Raw genomic sequence first — 23,271 nt, 5'->3', positions numbered from 1 at the left:
GGGACAAGGCGGCACAGCGTTACAGCTTTTTGAATCAGGTACCGCTGGACAGCAGCATGTTACGTACGTGGCCGATCGCCTTGGTTGGGTTCAGACCCTTCGGGCAGACGTTCACGCAGTTCATGATCCCGCGGCAACGGAACACCGAGAACGGGTCGTCCAGCGACGCCAGGCGCTCGTTGGTGCGGGTGTCGCGGCTGTCAGCCAGGAAACGATAGGCTTGCAGCAGCGCCGCCGGGCCCAGGAACTTGTCTGGGTTCCACCAGAAGCTCGGGCAGCTGGTCGAGCAGCACGCGCACAGAATGCACTCGTACAGGCCGTCGAGCTTCTCGCGGTCTTCCGGGGTCTGCAGGCGTTCGATGGCCGGGGCCGGTTCGTCGTTCTGCAGGAATGGCTTCACCTTCTCGTACTGCTTGTAGAAGATGCTCATATCGACCACCAGGTCACGTATGACCGGCAAACCTGGCAGCGGGCGCAGCACCAGCTTGTTACCCTTGACCACGGCGGACAGCGGCGTGATGCACGCCAGGCCGTTCTTGCCGTTGATGTTCATGCCGTCGGAACCGCACACGCCTTCACGGCAGGAGCGACGATAGGAGAAGCCTTCGTCCTGCTCCTTGATCAGGGCCAGCACGTCAAGCACCATCAGGTCCTTGCCGCCGGTGTCGATCTGGAAGTCGACCATCGCCGGCGCGGTGTCCTGGTCGGGGTTGTAACGATAGACGCTGACATTCAACATGGTGATCACCCCTTAGTAAGTCCGGACTTTAGGTTCGAAGGCCGGTACGGTCTTCGGCGCGAAGTTGACGCCACGCTTGGCCACGGTTTTCTCACCCGGGTAGTACAGGGTGTGGCACAGCCAGTTCTCGTCGTCACGGTCTTCGAAGTCTTCACGGGCGTGAGCGCCGCGGGATTCTTCGCGGGTGTTGGCGGCGATCGCCGTCGCTTCTGCGACTTCCAGCAGGTTTTGCAGTTCAAGCGCTTCGATCCGGGCGGTGTTGAAGCCCTGGCTCTTGTCGTTGATCTTCACGTTGGCGATACGTTCACGCAGGTTCGCCAATTGGGCGATGCCCTTCTCCATGTATTCGCCGGTACGGAACACACCGAAGTAGTTCTGCATGCAGCTTTGCAGCTCGCGGCGCAGGGTGGCGACGTCTTCGCCGGTGGTGCGCTCGTTGAGGCTGGCCAGGCGCGACAGGGCGACGTCGATGTCGGTGTCGCTGGCGTCGCGGTATTCGATGCCTTCGGACAGCGCCTTTTCCAGGTGCAGGCCGGCGGCGCGGCCGAATACCACCAGGTCGAGCAGCGAGTTGCCGCCCAGGCGGTTGGCGCCGTGAACCGATACGCAAGCCACTTCACCCACGGCGAACAGCCCTGGGATCACGTGATCGACGCCTTCCTTGTCCATGGTGATGGCCTGGCCATGGATGTTGGTGGCCACACCGCCCATCATGTAATGACAAGTCGGGATAACCGGAATCGGCGCGGTGACCGGGTCGACGTGAGCGAAGGTCTTCGACAGTTCGCAGATGCCTGGCAGGCGGCTGTGCAGCACTTCTTCGCCGAGGTGGTCGAGCTTGAGCAGCACGTGGTCCTTGTTCGGGCCCACGCCGTTGCCGGCCAGCACTTCCTTGACCATCGAACGGGCGACCACGTCGCGGCCGGCGAGGTCCTTGGCGTTGGGCGCGTAGCGCTCCATGAAACGCTCGCCGTGGGCGTTGATCAGGTAGCCACCTTCACCGCGGCAACCTTCGGTGACCAGTACACCGGCGCCGGCGATGCCGGTGGGGTGGAACTGCCACATTTCGATGTCTTGCACCGGTACGCCCGCGCGCAGCGCCATGCCGATACCGTCGCCGGTGTTGATCAGGGCGTTGGTGGTGGAGGCGTAGATGCGGCCCGCGCCGCCGGTGGCGAGCACCGTGGCCTTCGAGCGGATGTAGACGGTTTCACCGGTTTCGATGCAGATCGCGATCACGCCGACGAAGGCGCCATCCTGGTTCTTGACCAGGTCGACCGCGTACCACTCGTTGAGGAAGGTGGTGCCGTTCTTCAGGTTGGCCTGATACAGGGTGTGCAGCAGCGCGTGGCCGGTACGGTCGGCGGCGGCGCAGGTACGGGCGGCCTGGCCACCTTTACCGAAGTCTTTCGACTGGCCACCGAACGGGCGCTGGTAGATGCGGCCGGTTTCGGTGCGCGAGAACGGCAGGCCCATGTGGTCCAGTTCGAAGACCGCTTGCGGGCCAACCTGGCACATGTATTCGATCGCGTCCTGGTCACCGATGTAGTCCGACCCCTTGACGGTGTCGTACATGTGCCAGCGCCAATCGTCGTTCGGGTCTGCCGAGGCGATCGCGCAGGTGATGCCACCCTGGGCGGACACGGTGTGCGAACGGGTGGGGAACACCTTGGTGACCACGGCGGTTTTGTGGCCGCCCTGGGCCAGTTGCAGCGCGGCACGCATGCCGGCGCCGCCGCCACCGATGATGATGGCGTCGTAGTTCAGTGTACGAATGCTAGACATGACTCAAATACCCCAGAGAATCTGCACACCCCAGACGAAGTAGGCGAACATCACGACGCCACACACCGCCTGGAACAGGAAACGCACCACCGTCGCCGACTTGCCCAGCGCCATCGGCGTGAGGTAGTCGGTGGAGATGGTCCACATGCCAACCCAGGCGTGGGCGCTCAGGGCGACCAGGGCCAGAAGGCTGAAGATGCGCATCAGATTATTGGAGAACAGAGCGTGCCACTGGGCGTATTCCAGGCCTGGGTGTACCACGAGGTAACCGATCAGGAAGAGGAAATAAGCCGCGAGAACGACCGCAGAGACCCGTTGTGCCATCCAATCATAGAGGCCCGAACGGGACAGGTTTGTGACGTTGGTTACCATACCCAGACTCCTGCCAGAACGATGAGCACCACCGAGACGACGATGACGATTTTCGAGCCCAGCTTGCCGCCCTCGAGCGTTTCGCCGATCCCCGTATCCATCACCAGATGGCGCACGCCGGCAACCAGGTGGTACAGCAGGGCAGAGAGCAGGCCCCAGATCACGAGCTTGGCCAGGGGGTTGGCCAGGAACGCCTTCACATCACCATAGCCTTCCTCGGAACCGAGCGACTTGCCCAGCGCCCACAGCGCAATGGCAATGCCGACGAAGAGGATGACACCGGAAACACGGTGGAGGATGGACGTATAAGCTGTGACAGGGAGTTTGATGGTCCTTAGGTCTAGGTTTACAGGTCGTTGGCTATTCACGGCTTTTTTCACACTGAAGAGCCCCTTGCAAGCAGGGCAAGTTGTTGGGAAGTGTACTGGTCAGGTACCCACCACCCAGGGAGTGACGACACCACTTGAATGAGCTTTTGAAAGCCCTTGGCGGTCGGACGCCGAGTATAGACAGTTAGGCTGCTCATGACAACGCAAAGCACCGCCCCGAACGGCGCATTGCAATCACCGGTCAAAAGGCGTAAATGGCATTGAAAAGGGGACAAAAAGCCCTCTGGCGTGCGGCTAAAGGCTAACACTTGGCAAATTGACTTTGCCGTTTATCCCTCTATAGTGATGCGGGCCCTGCGTGGGGGGTCTGTCAGATGATTTGAAGCATAATTAGGAGGCCACATGGCTGACAAAAAAGCGCAGTTGATCATCGAGGGCGCCGCCCCCGTCGAGCTGCCCATTTTAAACGGCACCGTTGGGCCTGATGTCATCGACGTCCGCAAACTGACCGCCTCGGGCGTGTTCACCTTTGACCCGGGCTTCATGTCCACCGCCTCGTGCGAATCCAGCATTACCTACATCGACGGCGAGCAAGGCGTGCTGCTGCACCGCGGCTACCCGATCGAACAGCTGGCCGAGCAATCGGACTACCTCGAAACCTGCTACCTGCTGCTCAATGGCGAACTGCCCAACGCCGAGCAGAAGGCCAAGTTCGTCGGCACCGTGAAAAACCACACCATGGTCCACGAGCAGCTCAAGACCTTCTTTAACGGCTTCCGCCGCGACGCTCACCCGATGGCGGTGATGTGCGGCGTGGTCGGCGCGCTGTCGGCGTTCTACCACGACTCGCTCGACATCCAGAACCCGCAGCACCGCGAAATCTCGGCGATCCGCCTGGTCGCGAAAATGCCAACCCTGGCGGCGATGGTCTACAAGTACTCCATCGGCCAACCGATGATGTACCCGCGCAACGACCTGTCGTACGCCGAGAACTTCCTGCACATGATGTTCAACACGCCGTGCGAGATCAAACCGATCAGCCCGGTGCTGGCGCGCGCCATGGACCGCATTTTCATCCTGCACGCCGACCACGAGCAAAACGCCTCCACCTCGACCGTGCGCCTGGCCGGCTCCTCGGGCGCCAACCCGTTCGCCTGCATCGCCGCCGGCATCGCCGCGCTCTGGGGCCCGGCCCACGGTGGCGCGAACGAAGCGGTACTGGCCATGCTCGATGAAATCGGCGACGTGTCGAACATCGACAAGTACCTGGCCAAGGCCAAGGACAAGAACGACCCGTTCAAGTTGATGGGCTTCGGCCACCGCGTGTACAAGAACTTCGACCCGCGCGCCAAGGTCATGAAACAGACCTGCGACGAAGTACTGGCCGAACTGGGGGTGAAAAACGACCCGCAGTTGCAACTGGCGATGAAACTCGACGAAATCGCGCGCAACGATCCTTACTTCAAGGAGCGCAACCTGTACCCGAACGTCGACTTCTACTCCGGCATTATTCTCAAGGCGATTGGTATTCCGACCAGCATGTTCACGGTGATCTTCGCCCTGGCACGCACCGTCGGCTGGATTTCGCACTGGAAAGAAATGCTCTCCGGCCCGTACAAGATCGGCCGCCCGCGCCAGCTGTACACCGGTTCGCCCAAACGCGACATGGTCAAGCTCGAAGACCGCGGCTAAGCCACGCGCCCGCGTTTGCCGGGATTGAAAAGGCCACCCCTCGGGGTGGCCTTTTTTATTGCCCAATGGCCGGTATTATTTCTCCGCCGCCGCCCGCAAGCCCTTCATCGTGGTGAACGGCGCATCGACCACGAACTTGTTGGCCACCCACGACGGCACGCTGCCACCCGGCTCGGTGTGCACCTGGTAGGTCACCTCGGTCACGTTCGGCCCTTTTGGCACCAGCTTCCAGAAGCCCTGCACCTGGGTCACCCGCACAAAGCCCTTTTGCTCGGGCATGTAGGTGGGCAGGCCCTCGATGCTGCGGGTCAGGCCGCCGTCTGGCTGGGTTTCGGTGGTGACCCGCACCACCGAATCACGCGGGGTCACCGGCCACGGCGTGTTGAACTGGGTGTAGGTCCAGGCCTGGTTGCCCTCGACCTTGAGCACGCGGGCGTCTTTGCACTCGTTCATCCAGGTATGGCAGGCGTTGGTGAGGTCTTCTTGCAGCAGGCGGATCTTCTCGACGCTGGCGTTGATCACCGCGCTGCCGCGGTAGGCCTTGTAGCTGGAGCCAGGCACATCGGCCAGCGACACGGTGATGCCATCTTCCTGCTTGGCGACCTTCCAGTCTTCGGCCCATGCACTGGCCAGCGGCAGGCTGGCCAGGGTGAACAACATTGCAAGCCGGGGGAGTGATCTCATGTGTTTTCCTTGTTTTGAAGATCAGGGGGCGGCGGCCTAGGCCGCCGTCGCCGCTTCGAGCCAACCGATGAGGCGGATGGCCGCCTCGCGGTCTTCGCCGCACACACCCGGCTCCGGCTTGAACCCCGCGCACACCGCTGGGCGCTCGCGCTGGCCGAAGATGGCGCAACGCGCATCGGCCAGCAGTTGCACACAGCGCACCCCCGCCGGCTTGCCCTCGGGCATGCCCGGGATGGCGGAGGTGATGGATGGCGCGATACAGCAGGCGCCACAGCCGGAACGGCATTGCATGAAGGTCAGGCCTCGGAAGCTCGAATACGAACGCCCTGATAGTAACGGCTCAAACGAGCGTTTCAAATCACAGCGTGAATGAAATTCATTGCGAAAATTTGAAATCCAGCGCGGCGCCGTCGACGTCCTTGCGCGCATCGTTGCGCAGGTTCAAGTCCATCTCGTTGCTGAGCAGCCGGCCGTTGAGCTCGAAAGGTTCCCTGCCCTGCTTCTGCTCGAACAACTTGGGTAGCACGGGCTTGGGCGCCGCGCCAGCCTGCAGCTTGGCCTCTGGCTCTAGTTTGTCGACCATGTTTTTGGGCAAAGACAGGTCAAGCTTTGGCGCGGGCAAGGTATTGGCCACCGTATCGGCCTGCTTGCGCGCGCTGCTTTTGCTGGCGGTTTTTTTTGCCGCGGGCTTGCTGCTGGTTTTTTTCGTGGCCACGGCCTTTTTGGCCGGCGCGGTTTTTTTGATTGGCTGCGCCTTGGGCGGCACCTGGCCGGTACCCGCTTCAGCCAGCAACAGCGGTACCGGCGCAATCGCCACCGCGGCCGGCAAGGCGGCGGTGGCGTGGGCCAGTGTGCACAGCGGCAGGCAAAGCAGGCCAATCAGGGCGATTCGTTTCATGGGCAAGGCAGCCAAAAAACACAACGGTGTACAGGCCCCTATGCTCGCCCTTGCGGGTGCGGCTGGCAAGTGTGGCCACGTGAACATCTTGACCAAACGCTACAGCAAGCCGTTCCCGCTTTCCTGGCACAACTGGCTGGCGAGCCAGCCGAGGGTCATCAGCGCCTGTTCGGTTTCCTGGTTCCAGGGGATGCCGCAGTTCAGGCGGATGCAATGGTTGAACTGCTCGGTGTTGCTGAAGATCAGCCCCGGCGCGATCGACAGGCCATGCTCGAGCGCGCGCACGTGCAGCTCTTGGGTGTCGACCCGCCCCGGCAGGCTGACCCACAGCACAAAACCACCGACCGGGCGGGTCATCTGGGTGCCGGCGGGAAAGTGCTGCTGCACCGCCAACTGGTACACACTGAGGTTCTTGCGAAACTCCTGGCGCACGTAGCGCAGTTGGCGGTCGTAGCCACCGTGCTCAAGGTAGCCCGCCACGGCCATTTGGGTCACGCTGCAGGCAGAGTGGGTGCTGAAGGTTTGCAGCCGCTGCACCTCGGCCTGGTGCCGCCCGGCGAGCATCCAGCCGATGCGCACACCCGGCGACAGGGTTTTGCTGAAGCTCGAGCAATACACCACCTGGCCGGCTTTGTCATAGGCCTTGAGCGCCTTGTAGCGGCCCGGATCGAACACCAGCTCGCCCGACACGTCGTCTTCGATCACCTGGATGTTGAAGTCGCCCACCAGGCGTAACAGGTGCTTCTGGCGCTCTTCGGGCATGGTGCTGCCCAGCGGGTTGCTCAACCGCGCGGCCAGCACCAGGGCCTTGATCGACCACTGGTTGGCGGCCAGTTGCAGGGCTTCGACGCTGATGCCCAGGGCCGGGTCGCTGGGGATTTCGATGACCTTCAGGCCGAGCAGGTCGGCCAACTGCAGCAGCCCGTAATAGGTAGGCGATTCAGCGGCGATCAGGTCGCCTGGGCGGGTGAGCACGCGCAGGGCCATTTGCAGCGCATCGACCGCGCCATGGGTGATCACCACCTCGCTGGGGTCGACCACCACCCCGGCATCGCGCATGCGAATGGCGATCTGCCGGCGCAGCGGCTCGTAACCGGGGCTGAACATGTAGCTGAAGGCACGCTGGCTCTGGAAGCGGGTGACCCGCGCCAGTTGCTGATGCAGCGCCCGCACCGGCAGGTACGACGGGTGCGGAACCGCCGAGCCCAGCGGGAACACCCCTTCCTTGCGCGACTCGTCGAGCACCTGCTCGATGATGCTGCTGCGGGTGACCAGCCCCGGGCGCTCGACCCGGGCGATGTCGGGCGTGGGCGCGGTCAAGGCCGGGGTTTGGTGCACGTAGTAGCCCGACTGCGGGCGGGCGCGGATCAGCCCCTGGTCTTCGAGGCTGGCGTAGGCCTGCAGCACCGTGGCATGGCTGACATTGAGCTGCGCGCTAAGCTTGCGCACCGAGGGCACTTTTTCACCCGGGCGGTACACGCCCCGGCGGATGTCATCGGCCAGTTGCTGGGCGATACGCTGGTACAGCAACAGGTTGGTCATGGCAGGTGCACTGCGCTCCGTGTTCCGCGGTACCGCCGCCTGGCGGCACCTTCAATTACCCGAAAACAACCCGCTTCAGCCCGAGCGCCCCGCGCCGAGCACACCGTTGCGGTCGGAAATCACCACCTCGACGCGGCGGTTGAGCGCCCTGCCCTGCTCGCTGGCGTTGGCTTCCAGTGGATATTGATCGCCGTAGCCCTCCACCTGCAAGCGCGCCGGCTCGATGCCCAGGTCGGCCAGCACATCGGCCACGGCCTGGGCGCGCTGGCGCGACAGCGCGAGGTTGTCGGCGGCGCTGCCGGTGTTGTCGGTGTAGCCTTCGATGCGCACCACCCGCTTGGGGTTGACCTGCAGGTACTGCACCAGCTTGAGCAGGGTACGGTTGGCCGCCGGTTGCAGGTCGGCCTCGCCGGTGTCGAACAGGCCATCCCCCAGGGTGAGCACCAGGCCGCGGTCGGCGTCGCTGGTGGTCAAGGCCAGCAACTGCGCCTCCAGCCATTTGCCCTGGCGCTGCACACTGGCCAGCCGCGATTCACGCAGCGACAACTGCAGGCGTTGGCGCTCGAGGTCGAGCTTGGCCACGGCCTCCTGGTTCGCCTCTACCCGCGCATGGGCACGGGCGATGTCGGCGTAGCGCAGGCTGAGGTAGGCGTAATGCTGCACATCGGCGCCGCTGCCCCAGTAATCGCCCAGGCGCTCGGCGCGGGTAAGGGACTCGCTGGCGCGGTTTACGTCCATCGGCGCCAGGCGCAGCGCGGCGGCATCGTGGTTGAGCGCTTGCACTTGCTCGCGGGCCGCGGGCAGCAGGTCGCCAGCGCCCGGCTGGGCGGCGCAACCGGCGAGCAGCAGCAACGGCAGCAGCAACCCTGGGTAACGGCTCATTGCGCGGCCTCCAACTGCTTGCGCAGCGCCGTGATACGGGTTTGCAATTGCCGCACCTGGGCATCGCTCTTGTTGGCCAAGGCCTGGGCTTCGGCCACGCGGGCATCCAGCTCGGCCTGCTCGGCGGCCAGGCGCGCGGCCTTGTTGTCGCCACTGGCCTGCTCGGCACGGGCCTGCGCGGCTTTTTCCCGGGCCTGCGCCAGCGCCGGGGCGGCTTGCTCGCCGGTGACCGCCTGGGCCTGGGCGATGGCCTGGTCGGTCACGCGCAGTTGTTCGGTGGGGGCCGGGGCATTGCTGCAGCCAGCGGCGGCGAGCAGCGCGGCGGCGAGGGAAATACGTGCGATCACGGGGTGTCCTGAGGTTTTGCGGGGCTGGCCGGTGAGGCCTGCTCAGCCTGCCAGCGTTCCATGTTGCGTTGCAGGATGCCTTGCATCCGCCCGGAGGCTGCCAATTCTGTCATTTTTTTTGCCAGTTGTCCGCGCAGCCAGGCGTCGTTGCAGGCCGAATCATGCCCCAGCGCCAGGTGCAGGCCGGGGCGATCAAGGGGCAGCTCGCCCATTTGCACGTCATTGGCCACGCCTAGCGCCCGGGCCATCGCCTGCCCGGCATAGCGCGGGGCGATGATGTAGTCCACCTGCCCCAGCACCAGGCGCTGGAAGGTGCGGGTGAGGTTGTCGGGGCGTTCGAGGTTGAGGTTGTCGGCGGCAAAGGCGCTGAAGGTCGGCGTCAGCCGCGCTTTGGCCGACACCGCGCCACGCGCGCCGTGCAGCTCGGCCGGGGTGGCATAGGCCGGGCCGGCGCCCTGGCGGCGCCACACCAGGTAGTCGTTCTGCGCCAGCGGTGGGTAGATGTAGTCCAGGGTGTCGAGGTCGGCGTCGAGCAACGGCTGGTCGGCGAGCAGGTCCATGCGGCCGCTGCGCACCTGGGCCTGGGCCTGGGCGCGGCGGCCGCCGTAGAGCACGTCGACCTTCAGTTCCAGCTCGGCAGCCAACTGCTGCAGCACGTCGGCGCTGGCGCCGATCAGGCGCTGGGGATCTTGTGGGTCGCGCCAGAGGAACGGCGGCGCATCTGGGCTGCCGGTGGCGACCAGCCGCTGGCACTTGCCGGCGGCCGCCGCGCCGTGGCTGGCGAGCAGGCCCAGCAGCAACAGGCAAGCGCTGCTGCGCAAGGTTTGTGTTGCCATGTGTTGCATTCCTTGTCAGTCAAAACGAAGAACCCGGGCCATGCCCGGGTTCTCCTGATGCCAGAAGCGATGCGTCACACCAGCTTTTCAAGCTCCGGCACAGCCTCGAAGAGGTCTGCCACCAAGCCGTAATCGGCCACCTGGAAGATCGGCGCTTCTTCGTCCTTGTTGATCGCCACGATCACCTTGGAATCCTTCATACCGGCCAGGTGCTGGATCGCCCCGGAAATACCCACCGCGATGTACAGCTGCGGGGCGACGATCTTGCCGGTTTGGCCAACCTGCATGTCGTTCGGCACAAAGCCGGCGTCTACCGCCGCGCGCGAGGCGCCGACCGCAGCGCCGAGCTTGTCGGCCAAGGCATACAGGTGCTTGAAGTTGTCGCCGTTCTGCATGCCACGGCCACCCGACACGACGATCTTCGCCGCGGTCAGCTCAGGGCGGTCGGACTTGGCCAGTTCTTCACCGACGAAGCTCGACAGGCCGGCGTCATGGGCCGCGCCTACCGCTTCGATGGCGGCCGAGCCACCTTCGGCGGCGACGGCATCGAAGCCGGTGGTGCGCACGCTGATCACCTTGATCGCCGCGCTGGACTTGACCGTGGCGATGGCGTTGCCGGCGTAGATCGGGCGCTTGAAGGTGTCTGGCGCTTCGACCGCGATGATCTCGCTGATCTGGTCAACGTCGAGCAAGGCAGCCACGCGCGGCAGGTAGTTCTTGCCGTTGGTGGTGGCCGGGGCCAGCACGTGGCTGTAACCCTTGGCCAGTTCCACGACCAGCGGGGCGATGTTCTCGGCCAGCATGTGGGCGTAGGCGGCGTTGTCGGCCTTGAGCACCTTGGCCACGCCAGCGACCTTGGCCGCGGCATCGGCGGCGGCATCGACGCCTTGGCCGGCGACCAGTACGTGTACGTCGGCGCCGATCTGCTGGGCAGCGGCGACGGTGTTCAGGGTGGCGGCAGCCAGGGCGCCGTTTTCGTGTTCAGCGATTACCAGGGTAGCCATCAGATCACCTTCGCCTCGTTTTTCAGTTTCTCGACCAGCTCGGCGACCGAGCCCACTTTCACACCGGCGCTACGGGCTGCCGGGGCTTCGACCTTGACGATGCTGTTGGTCGAGGCGGTGGAAACGCCCAGGTCCGCCGGGGAGACGGTTTCGAGGGGTTTTTTCTTGGCCTTCATGATGTTCGGCAGGGTGGCGTAGCGTGGCTCGTTCAGGCGCAGGTCGGTGGTGACGATCGCCGGCAGCTTGAGCGCCACGGTTTGCAGGCCGCCGTCGATTTCACGGGTGACGTTGACGCTGTCGCCGGCCACTTCGACCTTGGAGGCGAAGGTGCCCTGGGCGTAACCGGTGAGCGCAGCGAGCATCTGGCCGGTCTGGTTGTTGTCGCTGTCGATGGCCTGCTTGCCGAGGATGACCAGTTGCGGCTGCTCTTTGTCGACCACGGCCTTGAGCGCCTTGGCGATGGCCAGGGAGCTGAGGGCATCGTCGGTGGCAACCAGCACGGCGCGGTCGGCGCCCAGCGCCAGCGCGGTGCGCAGTTGTTCCTGGGCGGCGGTGGGGCCGACCGAGACGGCGATCACCTCGGTGGCCAGGCCTTTTTCCTTCAGCTTGACCGCCTCTTCCACGGCGATTTCGCAGAAGGGGTTCATTGCCATTTTGACGTTGGCAAGATCGACGCCGGAGTTGTCCGCCTTGACGCGAACCTTGACGTTATAGTCGACCACTCGTTTGACAGCTACAAGAACCTTCATGGATTCCTCGTTGTTCTCCGGTGAAAAGAAGTCGCGGGCAACCCCGCGATCGTTCACGGCACGGCACCTCTGGAAAACGGGTGGCACCTGAGCTTGGAACGTTGCCGCGGCCCGAGGGTTTACCCGGCCTGCGACGAAAACCCGCAGCCCCGCGCGCTGGCCCGCCGTTAAACTGGCGAGCTGTTTGGCGCGAGGGTTTGCAAGGTAACCTTAGCAGGGGAAACACCCCGCGTTGCCAAGGCTGACCAAGCGCGAACCGCTCGTATCTTGACCGCAACGCCCCACCCGGTCAAGGCGCGGAACCACCCGGTCACAAACGCCGCACCCCACGATTTTACTGGGCTTGGCAACTTTCAAACAAACGTTTGATTTGGACCGGCAGTCTGGTGTAGATATACTGCCAATGCCCGGCGTGACGGGCCGCTGTGTAGCGCGCCTGGCCGCGCACTACCGCCCCGGGGTGGCCAAGCCCCTACTTATTAGAAAATACAGCCTCGTGTTAGGAGAGAACCTGTGGAACGCGAATACATGGAATTCGACGTCGTCATCGTCGGAGCGGGCCCCGCAGGCCTGGCCGCCGCGTGCCGCCTAAAGCAACAGGCCGCTGACGCGGGCCAGGACATCACCGTTTGCGTGGTCGAAAAAGGCTCCGAAGTCGGCGCCCACATTCTCTCCGGGGCGGTGTTCGAGCCGCGCGCGCTCAACGAGCTGTTCCCCGACTGGCAGGCCCTCGGCGCGCCGCTGAACACCCCGGTGAGCCGCGACGACATCTACTTCCTGAAAAGCGCAACCACCGCCAGCAAGGTCCCCGGCGCCTTCGTGCCGAAAACCATGCACAACGAAGGCAACTACATCATCTCGCTGGGCAACCTGTGCCGCTGGCTGGCCCAGCAGGCCGAGAACCTCGGCGTCGAGGTGTACCCCGGCTTCGCCGCCCAGGAAGCACTGATCGACGAAGCCGGCGTGGTGCGCGGCATCCTCACCGGCGACATGGGCGTGAACCGCGAAGGCCAGCCCAAGGACGGCATGTACACCCCGGGCATGGAACTGCGCGGCAAGTACACGCTGTTCGCCGAAGGCTGCCGTGGCCATATCGGCAAGCAGCTGATCAAGCGCTTCGCCCTCGACAGCGAGGCCGACGCCCAGCACTACGGCATCGGCATCAAGGAAATCTGGGACATCGACCCCGCCAAGCACCAGCCCGGCCTGGTGGTGCACACCGCCGGCTGGCCGCTGGACAACGACAACATGGGCGGCTCGTTCCTCTACCACCTGGAGAACAACCAGGTGGTGGTCGGGCTGATCGTCGACTTGTCCTATAGCAACCCGTACCTGTCGCCGTTCGACGAGTTTCAACGCTACAAGCACCACCCGGTGGTGGCTCAGTACCTCGAAGGCGGCAAGCGTGTGGCCTACGGCGCGCGGGCCATTTGCAAGGGCGGGCTGAATTCCCTGCCGAAGATGGTGTTCCCCGGCGGCGCGCTGATCGGCTGCGACCTGGGCACGCTGAACTTCGCCAAGATCAAGGGCAGCCACACCGCGATGAAATCCGGCATGCTCGCCGCCGAAGCCATCGCCGCCAAGCTGCTGGCCGGCGCCGAGGGCGGTGACGTGGTCGAGGCTTACCCCGAGGCGTTCCGCCAAAGCTGGTTGTACGAAGAGCTGTTCCAGAGCCGCAACTTCGGCGCGGCGCTGCACAAGTACGGCGCGGTGCTGGGCGGCGCGTTCAACTACATCGAGCAGAACTGGTTCGGCGGCAAGCTGCCGATCACCCTGCGCGACACCACCCCGGACTACGCCTGCCTCAAACCCGCCAAGGACGCGAAAAAACTCAACTACCCCAAGCCCGACGGCAAGTTGAGCTTCGACAAGCTGAGCTCGGTGTTCCTCTCCAGCACCAACCATGAGGAAGACCAGCCCTGCCACCTGAAGCTTGCCGACCCGAACATCCCGATCGGCCAGAACCTGCCGCTGTACGCCGAGCCGGCCCAGCGCTACTGCCCGGCCGGGGTGTACGAAGTGGTCAGCGAGGCCGATGGCCAGCAGCGTTTTCAGATCAACGCGCAAAACTGCGTGCACTGCAAAACCTGCGACATCAAAGACCCTGCCCAGAACATCACCTGGGTGGCGCCCGAAGGTTCGGGTGGGCCTAACTACCCGAATATGTAAAGGCTGACGGCACCTCGCCCGGCACCGCCGGGCGAAGCGTCCTGAAATCCTATCTACGCCGGTCCCGGCTCTGCACCGCCAAATCCAACGCCTTCTGCAAATCCAACCGCGCCGAACGGCCCACATCCGGGTGGTTCAGCTCATAGTTGCGCTCCGACGGCAGAATCGGCGCGGTCAAGCTCAGCGCATCGGCGGGCACGAAGTCTGCCGCGTCGCCGTAAGCCTGGGCGCTGCGCCGCAGCAGCAGGCGCAGTTGTGCCGGGGTCAGCGCCGGGTTGATCGCCAGCATCGCCGCCAGCACCCCGCTGACCATCGGCGCGGCATAGGCGCTGGCGCAGTGCACCGTGCCCTGCTCGCCAGCGGCATTGCTCAGGCCCTGAGTGCAGGCCGCGGCGCTGATGTCTACGCGCAAACCGTTGCTGCCCGGCGCCGCCGGGGCATCGCCCTGGGGCTGCGCGCCCACCACCAGCAACTGCTCGCTGAGCAGCGCCGAGGGTAACCGCGCCGCGCTTTGCGCCGCGCCGCTGCCGGCGGCGTTGACCACCACCACCTGCGGGTGCTCGCGCTGCAGCCATTGGAAGTACCGCGCCAGCAAGGCGCCGTAGCCGCGCATCGCCAGGCCCGAATACACCTGGGTATCCGGCCCCGGCGCCGCGCCGACCCGTTGCAGGCCCCAGCTCCAGTTGATCACCCGCGCGCCGTCTTCGGCGGCGTTCACCGAAGCGGCGATGCTCCCAAGCAGGCCGGCCGCGGCATCGTGGTCGACGATCACCTCAAAGCCTTTGCCGGCACCGTCGAGCCCGCGCAGCAGGCCGGTGTTGCCGCCCTTCTGCCAGTGCGCGGCGAGCACCCCGGTCACGCTCGAGCCATGCTTGTCGGCGCGCTCGGCGTCGGCGGCGTATACGCAGGTGCGCGGCAACTGGCAGTCGCCCAGGTACTCGGCGAAGTCGGGCGAGTCGAAGTCCACCCCGCGCTCGATCACCGCCACCTTGACCGGCACGGTTTCCACCGGCGCGCCACGCGCGGCGATGCGCCGGTGGTAGAAATTCACTGCGTCGGCGAAGCGGTTGGCGGCCCAGTCGTCATTGGCCGGCGCCACCACGCTGGGCGCGCCCACCGCGGTGCCTGGCAATGCCGGGGCCGGGGCCGCCGGCCCGCGCTCATCGACCACCACCGCATTGACCTGCGCCTCGCTGCCCAGGCGCAGCAGCAGCGCGTCACGCTCGGTGAGGTCGCGGGCCGGCAGGCGCAGTTGATAGGTGCCCAGCGCCGGGATCGCGCCGACCACCGTGGCGCCGTACTTGTGCGCCAGCGCCTGGGCAACCGGCAACGCCGGTTCGGGGGCGTCGAGCACCAGGCTGGCGAGATTGACCGCGGTGTCCAGGCCGTCCATGTTCTGCACCCACTCACCGGGGCCGGCGGCCAGCACATGGTTGTTATTGAGGCTGAGCCACACCGGGTTGCTCAGGCGGCTGCCCTGGCTGATCAGCAAGGGGCCGCTGTGCTGGCTGCCCGGCTGCAGCTCGAGGCGCAGGCCGTCGGCGCTGCGCTCGGCATTGACCACCTGGCCAGCCAGGCGCGCCTGCACCGGCTCGGTGCTCAGGCCGTGGGCGCGCACGCAATAGCGCGGGTGGGCGAAGTCGAGCACATCGCCGCAGCGCGCCAGGCGCTCGATGCGCAAGGGGGTTTCAGCGGTGGCCAGGCCGGCCAGGCAGGTGAACAGCGTAAAGCACAGCCAGCGTGGGGGCATGGGCGACCTCGTGACAATGTTCTACTCAGACTGTGGCCCAGCCGCGCCGTTTGAGCAAACCGCGGCGCCCAATTCGGCGCTGATCGCCCGCGCCGCGGCCTGCACCTGGGGCAGCAGCGCGGCCATTTTCTCCATCGGCATGTACGGCACGGTGCTGGCCACGCTGATCGCCGCGACGATACGCCGGCTGGCGTCGCGCACCGGCGCGGCCACGCAACGGATCGACGGCTCGTTGTCTTCGAGGTCGAACGCGTACTGCCCGGCCACGTAGTCGCGCATGCGTGGCTCGAACGCGTCCCAGTTGGGCGCGGCGTGCCCGGCCAGCGCGGTGGGCAGCCCGGCGCAGGCCTCGAACAAGCGTTGCCATTCGGCCGGGCCGGCGTCGAGCAGCAGCGCCTTGCCGATCCCGGTGCGCAGCAGCGGCATGCGATGGCCCACCCGCGAGCGCATTTCCGGGCCGTGGCGGCCGGGGGTTTTATGCAGGTACAGCACCTCGTCACCATCGCGCACCGCCAGGTGGATGGTGTCGCCGGTGTGCGCCGAAAGCTGCGCCAGCCAGGGCTCGGCGAGCACCACCAGGGGCACCTCCTCGCGGGCCTGGAAGCCCAGTTCGATCAACCGCGGGCCAAGCACGTAGCCCACCTGCGGCAGCAGGCGCAGGTAGCGCTCATCGACCAGCGCGCTGGCCAGCCGGTGGGTGGTGCTGCGGGTGGTGCCCAACTGCTGGCCGATGGCCTTGAGGTCGCGCGCGCCGGCCGCCACGGCGTGGATCACCGCCAGCCCGCGCAGCAGCGTTTGGGTGCCACTGGGGGCGGCGGTGGGCGGGGTAACGTCGGGCATGGCGGCAAACCTTGTGGGAAACGGGGAACCGATACGGAACAGGGGTTATCCTAACGTTTTTCAACCCGCGACGAGAGCCACGATGGCAACCCCTGAACTGCTTATCTGCGACTGCGACGGCGTGCTGATCGACAGCGAAATCGTTGCCGAGCGCAACCTGCACCACGCCCTCGCCGAACATTACCCGGCCGAGCGCCTGCATGAAGTACTCGCCGGCACCTTCGGCCTGCAAAGCCGGGACATCCTCCTGCGGGTGCAGCAGTACTTCGGCAAGCCCCTGCCCGAGGGCTTTATCGCCAACCTGCATGCCCACACCGAGGCGCTGATCCGCAGCGAGGTGCAGCCCATCGACGGCGTGCGCGCCGCGCTGCTGGCGATCACCCTGCCGCTGGCGGTGGCCAGCAACAGCCGCTATGACGCAGTCGAGTTCGCCCTGGGCCGCACCCAGTTGGCCGAGCGGGTCAACGCGGGCATCTTCAGCGCCGACCGGGTGGCGCGGCCGAAGCCGGCGCCAGACGTGTACCTGGCCGCCGCCCAAGCCAATGGCGTGGCCCCCGGCCGCTGCCTGGTGGTCGAAGACAGCGCCACCGGCGCCACCGCCGCGCTCGCCGCCGGCATGCGCGTGCTGGGTTTTATCGGCGCCAGCCATATTCCTGCTGGGCACCAGGCCACCCTGGAGGCGCTGGGGGTGGAGGCGGTGTTCAGCCATATGCGCGAGTTGCCGGCGCTGGTGGCGGCGCGCTTGGCGTGAGGGCCCTTCGCCGCTACACCTCGATCCGCTCCACCTTCCCCACCAGCACGATGTAGCTCAGCGCCCCGAGCAACGCGGTGGCCGCCACGTAGGTGATCGGCAAGGCGAAGGAGTCGCCGGTGGCCAGGAAGCCAATCACCACCGGCGTGACGATCGCCGACAGGTTACCGATGAAATTGAACATCCCGCCGGTCAGCCCCAGCAGCCGTGCCGGGGCCAGGGTGGAAACCAGCGACCAGGTGATCGACGCCAGGCCGTTGCCAAAGAACGCCAGGGCTAGGCACGCCACCACCGCCGGGGTCGACTCCAGGTAATTGGCGCCGATGATGCTGGTGGAAATCAACAACCCGGCAATGATCGGCAGCTTGCGCGCCAGGCCCAGGCTGGCGCCGCGGCGGATCAACCAGTCGGAGAAGAACCCCGAGCACAGCACCCCGACGAACGCCGCCAGAAACGGCAACGACGCGAGCAGGCCAGACTTGATGAAGTCCATGTGGCGGTAGTTCACCAGGTAGGTGGGGAACCAGGTGAGGAAGAACCACAGCGTCGAGTTCAGGCAGAACTGCCCCAGGTAGATGCCCCACAGCTTGCGCTGGCTGAGCACCAGGGCGAGGTCGCGCCACTGGAACGGGGTTTTGCCCTTGGCGCGGGAAATATCCACCAGCCCGCCGCCCTGCTCGATCAACGCCAACTCGGCGGCGTTGGCGCCTTTGAAGTCCCGAGGTTCGCGATACACCACGTACCACACCAGCGCCCAGCCGATGCCGAGCACCCCGGTGACGACGAAGACCATGTGCCAACCGAAGGTGGTCTGCAGCCACGCCAGCACCGGGGTGAGAAACGCCAGGCCAACGAACTGCCCGCTGGTATAGAAGCCGATCGCCGAGGCGCGCTCGCGCTCGGGGAACCAGGTGGTCACCACCCGGCTGTTGATCGGGTAGGCCGGCGCCTCCAGCGCACCCACCGCCAGGCGCAGCACGAACAACGCGGCGAAGCTGCCGGCCATGCCGAGAAACACCGTGGCCAGCGACCACAGCGCCAGCGCGCCGGCATACAACAGCCGCGGCGGCACCCGGTCGACCAGCCAGCCGCCCGGGATCTGCATCGCCGCGTAGGTCCAGCCAAAGGCCGAGAAAATCAACCCGGCATGTACCGGGTCGATGCCCAGCTCGTGGGTCAGCGCCGGCGCGGCGATCGACAGGTTGCTGCGGTCGAGGTAGTTGATCACCACGGTGATGAACAACAGCAGCATGATGAAAAACCGCTTGCGGCTGGGGGCCGCGGCCGCCGAACCGGCGGCCTCGGAGAGAAACGAAGAACGCATCGGGGAGCACCTCTCAGGGGCAGATGAAAGCGGCAGGTGGCCGGTCGCAAACGATCAGCAAGCGCTTGCCGCTTAACCCATTACCACTCGGCGAAGCTGCCATCGGCATGGCGCCACACCGGGTTGCGCCAGCGGTGGCCGACCTGGGCGCGCTCGCGCACGTAGGCTTCGTTGATCTCGATGCCCAGGCCCGGCCCGGTAGGGATCTGCACATAGCCGTCGCTGTAGGCGAACACCTCAGGGTTGGCGATGTAGTCGAGCAGGTCGTTGCTCTCGTTGTAATGGATGCCCAGGCTTTGCTCCTGGATGAACGCGTTGTAGCAGTTGGCATCGAGTTGCAGGCAGGCCGCCAGGGCGATCGGGCCCAGCGGGCAATGCAGCGCCAGTGCCACGTCGTAGGCTTCGGCCATGGCGGCGATCTTGCGGGTTTCGGTGATGCCGCCGGCATGCGAGGCGTCGGGCTGGATGATGTCCACGTAGCCCTCGGCGAGGATGCGCTTGAAGTCCCAGCGCGAGTACAGCCGCTCGCCCAGGGCGATCGGCGTGCTCGACAGCGGCGCCAGCTCCTTGAGCGCTTCGGCGTTTTCGCTGAGCACGGGTTCTTCGATGAACATCAGGTTGTACTGCGCCAGCTCTTTGATCAGCACCTTGGCCATCGGCTTGTGCACACGGCCGTGGAAGTCCACGCCGATGCCGACGTTCGGGCCCACCGCGTCGCGCACCGCAGCCACGTTCTGCAGGCACAGGTCGACCTTGTCGAAGCTGTCGACGAACTGCAGCTCTTCGGTGCCATTCATTTTGATCGCGGTGAAGCCCCGGCCCACCGCCTCTCGGGCCATGCGCGCCGTGTCGGCTGGGCGGTCGCCGCCGATCCAGCTGTACACGCGGATGCGCTCGCGCACCTGGCCGCCGAGCAGGTCGCTGACCGCCACGCCCAAGGCCTTGCCCTTGATGTCCCACAGCGCCTGGTCGATGCCGGCCAGGGCGCTCATGTGCACCGCCCCACCGCGGTAAAAGCCGCCGCGGTAGAGCACCGTCCAGATGTCTTCGATGTTGCGCGGGTCCTTGCCGATCAGGTAGTCGGCAAGCTCTTCGACCGCGGCCGCCACGGTGTGGGCACGGCCCTCGACCACCGGCTCGCCCCAGCCGACCACACCTTCGTCGGTGTCGATCTTCAGGAAGCACCAGCGCGGCGGCACGATGAACGTGGTGAGTTGGGTGATCTTCATCGTTGTTGTCTCTCTTGTTGATTCGATGGGGGAGTAACCACGCGTGGGCCGGCTAGGCCGGGCGCAGGGCCCTGAACGCCGCCACATAACGCCGGGCGCGCTGGCGGACTTCTTCAGGCGCCAACCCCGGGGTGAACAGCCCGGACCCCAGCCCGAAGCCCTTGGCCCCGGCCTGGGCGTAGGCCTGCAGGTTATCGGTGTTGATGCCCCCCACCGGCACCAGCGCGGTGCCCTTGGGCAGCACCGCCAGCCAGGCCTTGAGCGCCGCCGGCGGCAGCGCTTCGGCGGGGAACAGCTTGAGCACGTCGGCGCCGTGTTCCAGCGCCATGAACGCCTCGCTGGGGGTGGCCACCCCCGGCGCCAGGTACAGCCCGGCGGCCTTGGCCGCCACCAGCACCCGCGCATCGCAGTGCGGCATCACGATTAACTGGCCACCGGCGGCCTTGACCTGCTCGACCTGGGCCGGGCTCATCACCGTGCCGGCGCCGACCACGCAGTCGGCCGGCAGGCTGTCGCGCAGCAGGCGGATGCTGGCGTAAGGCTCGGGCGAGTTGAGCGGCACTTCGATCAGGCGAAAGCCTTCCTGGTACAGCACCTCACCGATCGCGACCGCCTCGGCGGGCACCAGCCCACGGAGAATGGCGATCAGGCCATTGCTGGCCATGGCGTGTTCGAGCATGGCAACGCTCCTGTTCAAGGTTGAATAAGCCCAGCGGCTTCGGCCACTGCCCACAAACCGTGTTCGGTGGCCTGGGCGGCAATGCCCGCGAGGCCGAACCCGGCGTGCTCGAGGGCATGGGCGTAACGCTGGCAAAGGGTTTGGCTGCCGATCAGGTACGCCGCCGGCAGGCTCGGCTGTTGGCGCTTGAGGGCGCGGGCCAGGGCTTGCACCTCGTGGCCGATGAACAGCCCGGAGAGGTAGTCGGCCTGCTGCGCGCCATCGAGCACGCCGGTCAAGCCCAGCGCGCGGGCACTGAAGGCAGTCGACAGCGGCCCCAGCTCACCGGCGTCGCTGAGCGCCACGTGCAAGCCGCGCTCGAACGCCGGCGCCTGGAACGGCTCGCCCTGGCGCAAGGTGCGGCCCAGGATGCTGTGGGCGCAGGCCACCGCGTACAGCTCGCCGGTCATGAAGGTGTCGAAGTGTTCGATGCAGCCCTCGCGCACCCGCACCCACTTGCTGTGGCTGCCGGGCAAGCCCACCAGCAGCGGCGCTTGCCGGGCGGCCTCAGGCAGCGATTGCAGCAGGCCGAGAACTTGGGTTTCTTCACCGCGCATCACGTTCGGCAGCAGGCCCTGCTGCAGCACCCCCGGCACGATGTGCAGGGTATGCCCGCCACGGGTGCGCAGGGTTTGCAGGCGCTGGCCGAGGTCCGCCACCCGCGCCGGCGCCGGGCAGTAGGGCGCCTCGCGCCAGCCCTGGGCGCTGCCGACCATGCCACAGGCGATCACCGGCACGCCCTCGGCGAGCCAGTCGCCGCAGGCCTGTTCGAAGGCGCTGTCGAAGTCATTGCCATCAGGCAAATGCATGATGCCGTGGGCCGAGCCACGCTGGGCCAGCAATTGGCCGCCAGCGCCCAGGCAATAGGCGCGCAAGGAAGACGTGCCCCAGTCCAGGGCGATCAAACGAGGCTGCATCACTTCACCTGTGTGTTGTTTTTGGGGGTGGGTGCATAAAACGACTATACCCCCGCCGTCAGCGAAATCTCAATATGTAATTATCAATCCCATATTATGGGATGCAAACATCCCTGCTTTCGTCCAAGCCAACCACCGGAAACTGCAAAACCCTCGGCCCGCCACGGCCTAGGATGGTCAGCACACGAGCCAGAACAGGAACAACAGCCATGCTCGCTACCCCACCCGCCGCCGCGCCGGTCACCCTGGCGATTGCCGGCCACCCCGAGCGCTTTACCGTGAACCGGGTGTTTTGCCTGGGCCGCAACTACCACTGGGGCGCCGCCAGCGCCGCTGACCACAGCGCGCCGCCGTTGTTTTTCATGAAGCCCACCAGCGCGGTGGTCGAGGCCAGCGGCCAGGTACCGTTCCCGCCGGGCACCGAGGAGTTCTGCCATGAGATCGAGTTGGTGGTGGCGCTCGCCGAAGGCGGCTTCGCCATCGACCCGGCCCAGGCCCTGGGCCACGTGTGGGGCTACGCCGCCGGGCTCGACCTGACCCGCCGCGACCTGCAAACCCGGGCCAAGGCCGAGGGGCAATCGTGGGAAGCGGCCAAGGCCTTCGACGCCGCCGCGCCGATCGGCACGCTGGTGCCCGTGGCCGAGTGCGGCCACCCCAGCGCCGGTGAGGTGTGGCTGAACGTCAACGGCGAGCCACGCCAACGCGGCGACCTGGCGCAGATGATCACCCCGGTGGCCGAGGCCATCGCCCTGCTCTCACGCTACCTGCTACTGCAACCCGGCGACCTGATCATGACCGGCACCCCGCCCGGGGTCGCCGCCTTGCAGCCCGGCGATGTGATCAGCGCTGGCGTAACCGGCGTGGGTCAACTACAGGTACAGGTCGGCCCTCGCCTCTGATTCAGTACAAGGAGAACACCCATGACCACCCCTACCCCCATCGCCCTGGTCACCGGCGCCGGCAGCGGCATTGGCCGCGCGGTCGCCTTGGCGCTGCTCGAAGACGGCTTCACCGTGGTACTCGCCGGGCGCCGCCCGGAGCCGCTGCAGGCCCTGGTTGACCAAGCCCTCGGCCAAGGCCAGCAAGCCTTGGCGGTGCCCACCGACGTACGCGACGCGGCCAGCGTCGAGGCGCTGTTCGCGACCATCGAGCGCACCTACGGCCGGCTGGATTTTCTCTTCAACAACGCTGGCGTGAATGCCCCGGCGGTGCCGATCGATGAGCTCGACCTGGCCGCCTGGCACAACGTGCTCGACACCAACGTGACCGGGGTTTTCCTCTGCGCCCGCGGTGCCTTCGGGCTGATGCGCCGCCAGCAACCCCAAGGCGGGCGAATCGTCAACAACGGGTCGATCTCGGCGCACACGCCCCGGCCGTTCACCGCACCCTACACGGTGAGCAAGCACGCGGTGCTGGGGCTGACCAAAACCCTGGCGCTGGACGGCCGTGAGTTCGACATCGCCTGCAGCCAGATCGACATCGGCAACGCCCTCACCGAGCTGTCCGAACGGATGACCCGCGGCGTGCGCCAGGCCAACGGCGAAACCGCGGTGGAGCCGATGTGCGACGTGCAGCACGTGGCCGACGCGGTGCGCTATATCGCCCAGCTGCCACTGAGCGCGAACGTGCTGAACATGACCGTGATGGCGACCAAGATGCCCTTTGTCGGCCGTGGTTGAGCCTGACTTCAGGGCCCTTCGCCCTCCCATAACCC

General features: G+C 66.0%; 24 protein-coding genes. 5 read left to right on the top strand and 19 right to left on the bottom strand.

The genetic code is table 11. The annotated features are described in order from the left end of the window. Window positions 1-34 precede the first annotated feature (34 nt). The 4 genes from ACFZCE_RS22745 to sdhC are packed head-to-tail and all read right to left on the bottom strand — an operon-like array spanning window position 35 to window position 3,276. The gene (locus tag ACFZCE_RS22745) at window positions 35-739 is read right to left on the bottom strand and encodes a succinate dehydrogenase iron-sulfur subunit (RefSeq protein WP_390942790.1); all 705 of its coding nucleotides are present in this window, start codon (window positions 737-739) and stop codon (window positions 35-37) included. Window positions 740-751: 12 nt separating this feature from the next. Beyond that, a complete protein-coding gene (sdhA, locus tag ACFZCE_RS22740) occupies window positions 752-2,524 on the bottom strand; it encodes a succinate dehydrogenase flavoprotein subunit (protein WP_390942789.1) in 1,773 nt (590 codons plus the stop codon). A gap of 3 nt (window positions 2,525-2,527) precedes the next feature. Next, entirely contained in the window at window positions 2,528-2,896 is a 369-nt protein-coding gene (sdhD, locus tag ACFZCE_RS22735) for a succinate dehydrogenase, hydrophobic membrane anchor protein (RefSeq protein WP_390942788.1), read from the bottom strand. Beyond that, the gene (sdhC, locus tag ACFZCE_RS22730; protein WP_390942787.1) at window positions 2,890-3,276 is read right to left on the bottom strand and encodes a succinate dehydrogenase, cytochrome b556 subunit; all 387 of its coding nucleotides are present in this window, start codon (window positions 3,274-3,276) and stop codon (window positions 2,890-2,892) included. Before sdhC ends, sdhD begins: the two co-directional genes overlap by 7 nt. Window positions 3,277-3,627: 351 nt before the next feature. Here sdhC and gltA point away from each other — a divergent pair, with 351 nt between their 5' ends. Further along, window positions 3,628-4,917: a citrate synthase gene (gene gltA / locus ACFZCE_RS22725; protein WP_390942786.1), complete on the top strand. Its 1,290-nt coding sequence runs from the start codon at window positions 3,628-3,630 to the stop codon at window positions 4,915-4,917. Window positions 4,918-4,992: 75 nt separating this feature from the next. On the opposite strand, the gene ACFZCE_RS22720 is transcribed toward gltA, so the two are convergent. The 9 genes from ACFZCE_RS22720 to ACFZCE_RS22680 all read right to left on the bottom strand — a co-directional run bounded on the left by ACFZCE_RS22720 (window position 4,993) and on the right by ACFZCE_RS22680 (window position 11,859). Beyond that, window positions 4,993-5,601 carry an START domain-containing protein gene (locus ACFZCE_RS22720; RefSeq protein WP_390942785.1) on the bottom strand — a complete coding sequence of 203 codons (609 nt, stop codon included), beginning with the start codon at window positions 5,599-5,601 and terminating at the stop codon, window positions 4,993-4,995. A gap of 36 nt (window positions 5,602-5,637) precedes the next feature. Then, window positions 5,638-5,892 carry a YkgJ family cysteine cluster protein gene (locus tag ACFZCE_RS22715; protein WP_390942784.1) on the bottom strand — a complete coding sequence of 85 codons (255 nt, stop codon included), beginning with the start codon at window positions 5,890-5,892 and terminating at the stop codon, window positions 5,638-5,640. Between the two features lie 85 nt (window positions 5,893-5,977). After that, on the bottom strand, window positions 5,978-6,499 hold the full coding sequence (locus ACFZCE_RS22710) for a hypothetical protein (protein WP_390942783.1): 522 nt from the start codon (window positions 6,497-6,499) through the stop codon (window positions 5,978-5,980). 99 nt (window positions 6,500-6,598) lie between these two features. After that, the gene (locus ACFZCE_RS22705; protein ID WP_390942782.1) at window positions 6,599-8,041 is read right to left on the bottom strand and encodes an aminotransferase class I/II-fold pyridoxal phosphate-dependent enzyme; all 1,443 of its coding nucleotides are present in this window, start codon (window positions 8,039-8,041) and stop codon (window positions 6,599-6,601) included. Between the two features lie 75 nt (window positions 8,042-8,116). Then, a complete protein-coding gene (locus ACFZCE_RS22700) occupies window positions 8,117-8,923 on the bottom strand; it encodes an OmpA family protein (RefSeq protein ID WP_390942781.1) in 807 nt (268 codons plus the stop codon). Continuing rightward, complete coding sequence (locus tag ACFZCE_RS22695; protein ID WP_390942780.1) at window positions 8,920-9,270, bottom strand: DUF4398 domain-containing protein; 351 nt, start codon at window positions 9,268-9,270, stop codon at window positions 8,920-8,922. Before ACFZCE_RS22695 ends, ACFZCE_RS22700 begins: the two co-directional genes overlap by 4 nt. Continuing rightward, complete coding sequence (locus ACFZCE_RS22690; RefSeq protein ID WP_390942779.1) at window positions 9,267-10,106, bottom strand: substrate-binding periplasmic protein; 840 nt, start codon at window positions 10,104-10,106, stop codon at window positions 9,267-9,269. The genes ACFZCE_RS22695 and ACFZCE_RS22690 overlap by 4 nt, the downstream gene beginning before the upstream one ends. A 74-nt stretch (window positions 10,107-10,180) precedes the next feature. Then, window positions 10,181-11,110, bottom strand: a complete 930-nt coding sequence (locus ACFZCE_RS22685) for an FAD-binding protein (RefSeq protein ID WP_390942778.1) — start codon at window positions 11,108-11,110, stop codon at window positions 10,181-10,183. Then, window positions 11,110-11,859, bottom strand: coding sequence for an electron transfer flavoprotein subunit beta/FixA family protein (locus ACFZCE_RS22680; protein WP_390942777.1), 750 nt, complete (start codon window positions 11,857-11,859; stop codon window positions 11,110-11,112). Before ACFZCE_RS22680 ends, ACFZCE_RS22685 begins: the two co-directional genes overlap by 1 nt. A 513-nt stretch (window positions 11,860-12,372) precedes the next feature. Here ACFZCE_RS22680 and ACFZCE_RS22675 point away from each other — a divergent pair. Beyond that, window positions 12,373-14,028: a 4Fe-4S dicluster domain-containing protein gene (locus ACFZCE_RS22675; RefSeq protein WP_390942776.1), complete on the top strand. Its 1,656-nt coding sequence runs from the start codon at window positions 12,373-12,375 to the stop codon at window positions 14,026-14,028. A gap of 49 nt (window positions 14,029-14,077) precedes the next feature. Here the strand turns inward: ACFZCE_RS22675 and ACFZCE_RS22670 are convergent, their stop codons facing one another. Both ACFZCE_RS22670 and ACFZCE_RS22665 read right to left on the bottom strand, forming a co-directional pair. Next, window positions 14,078-15,778, bottom strand: a complete 1,701-nt coding sequence (locus ACFZCE_RS22670) for a S8 family serine peptidase (RefSeq protein ID WP_390942775.1) — start codon at window positions 15,776-15,778, stop codon at window positions 14,078-14,080. 21 nt (window positions 15,779-15,799) lie between these two features. Further along, window positions 15,800-16,618, bottom strand: a complete 819-nt coding sequence (locus ACFZCE_RS22665) for an IclR family transcriptional regulator C-terminal domain-containing protein (RefSeq protein ID WP_390942774.1) — start codon at window positions 16,616-16,618, stop codon at window positions 15,800-15,802. 82 nt (window positions 16,619-16,700) lie between these two features. On the opposite strand from ACFZCE_RS22665, the gene ACFZCE_RS22660 reads away from it, so the two are divergent. Then, window positions 16,701-17,369: an HAD-IA family hydrolase gene (locus ACFZCE_RS22660; RefSeq protein WP_390942773.1), complete on the top strand. Its 669-nt coding sequence runs from the start codon at window positions 16,701-16,703 to the stop codon at window positions 17,367-17,369. Between the two features lie 13 nt (window positions 17,370-17,382). Here the strand turns inward: ACFZCE_RS22660 and ACFZCE_RS22655 are convergent, their stop codons facing one another. The 4 genes from ACFZCE_RS22655 to ACFZCE_RS22640 form a co-directional block, all read right to left on the bottom strand. Then, entirely contained in the window at window positions 17,383-18,693 is a 1,311-nt protein-coding gene (locus ACFZCE_RS22655) for a D-galactonate transporter (RefSeq protein ID WP_390942772.1), read from the bottom strand. Window positions 18,694-18,773: 80 nt separating this feature from the next. Then, a complete protein-coding gene (gene dgoD / locus ACFZCE_RS22650; protein ID WP_390942771.1) occupies window positions 18,774-19,922 on the bottom strand; it encodes a galactonate dehydratase in 1,149 nt (382 codons plus the stop codon). Between the two features lie 52 nt (window positions 19,923-19,974). Further along, complete coding sequence (locus ACFZCE_RS22645) at window positions 19,975-20,601, bottom strand: 2-dehydro-3-deoxy-6-phosphogalactonate aldolase (protein ID WP_390942770.1); 627 nt, start codon at window positions 20,599-20,601, stop codon at window positions 19,975-19,977. Between the two features lie 14 nt (window positions 20,602-20,615). Next, complete coding sequence (locus ACFZCE_RS22640; protein ID WP_390942769.1) at window positions 20,616-21,557, bottom strand: 2-dehydro-3-deoxygalactonokinase; 942 nt, start codon at window positions 21,555-21,557, stop codon at window positions 20,616-20,618. A 209-nt stretch (window positions 21,558-21,766) separates the two neighbouring features. On the opposite strand from ACFZCE_RS22640, the gene ACFZCE_RS22635 reads away from it, so the two are divergent. Both ACFZCE_RS22635 and ACFZCE_RS22630 read left to right on the top strand, forming a co-directional pair. Next, window positions 21,767-22,456: a fumarylacetoacetate hydrolase family protein gene (locus tag ACFZCE_RS22635; RefSeq protein ID WP_390942768.1), complete on the top strand. Its 690-nt coding sequence runs from the start codon at window positions 21,767-21,769 to the stop codon at window positions 22,454-22,456. 21 nt (window positions 22,457-22,477) lie between these two features. Next, window positions 22,478-23,236 (top strand): SDR family NAD(P)-dependent oxidoreductase, encoded by a 759-nt coding sequence (locus ACFZCE_RS22630; RefSeq protein ID WP_390942767.1) that lies wholly within the window; start codon window positions 22,478-22,480, stop codon window positions 23,234-23,236. The last annotated feature ends 35 nt before the right edge of the window (window positions 23,237-23,271 follow it).

The sequence above is a fragment of the Pseudomonas sp. NPDC007930 genome (assembly GCF_042958985.1).
In the GTDB taxonomy this organism is placed as follows: Bacteria; Pseudomonadota; Gammaproteobacteria; order Pseudomonadales; family Pseudomonadaceae; genus Aquipseudomonas.
This window is presented reverse-complemented; position numbering and strand designations above follow the sequence as displayed.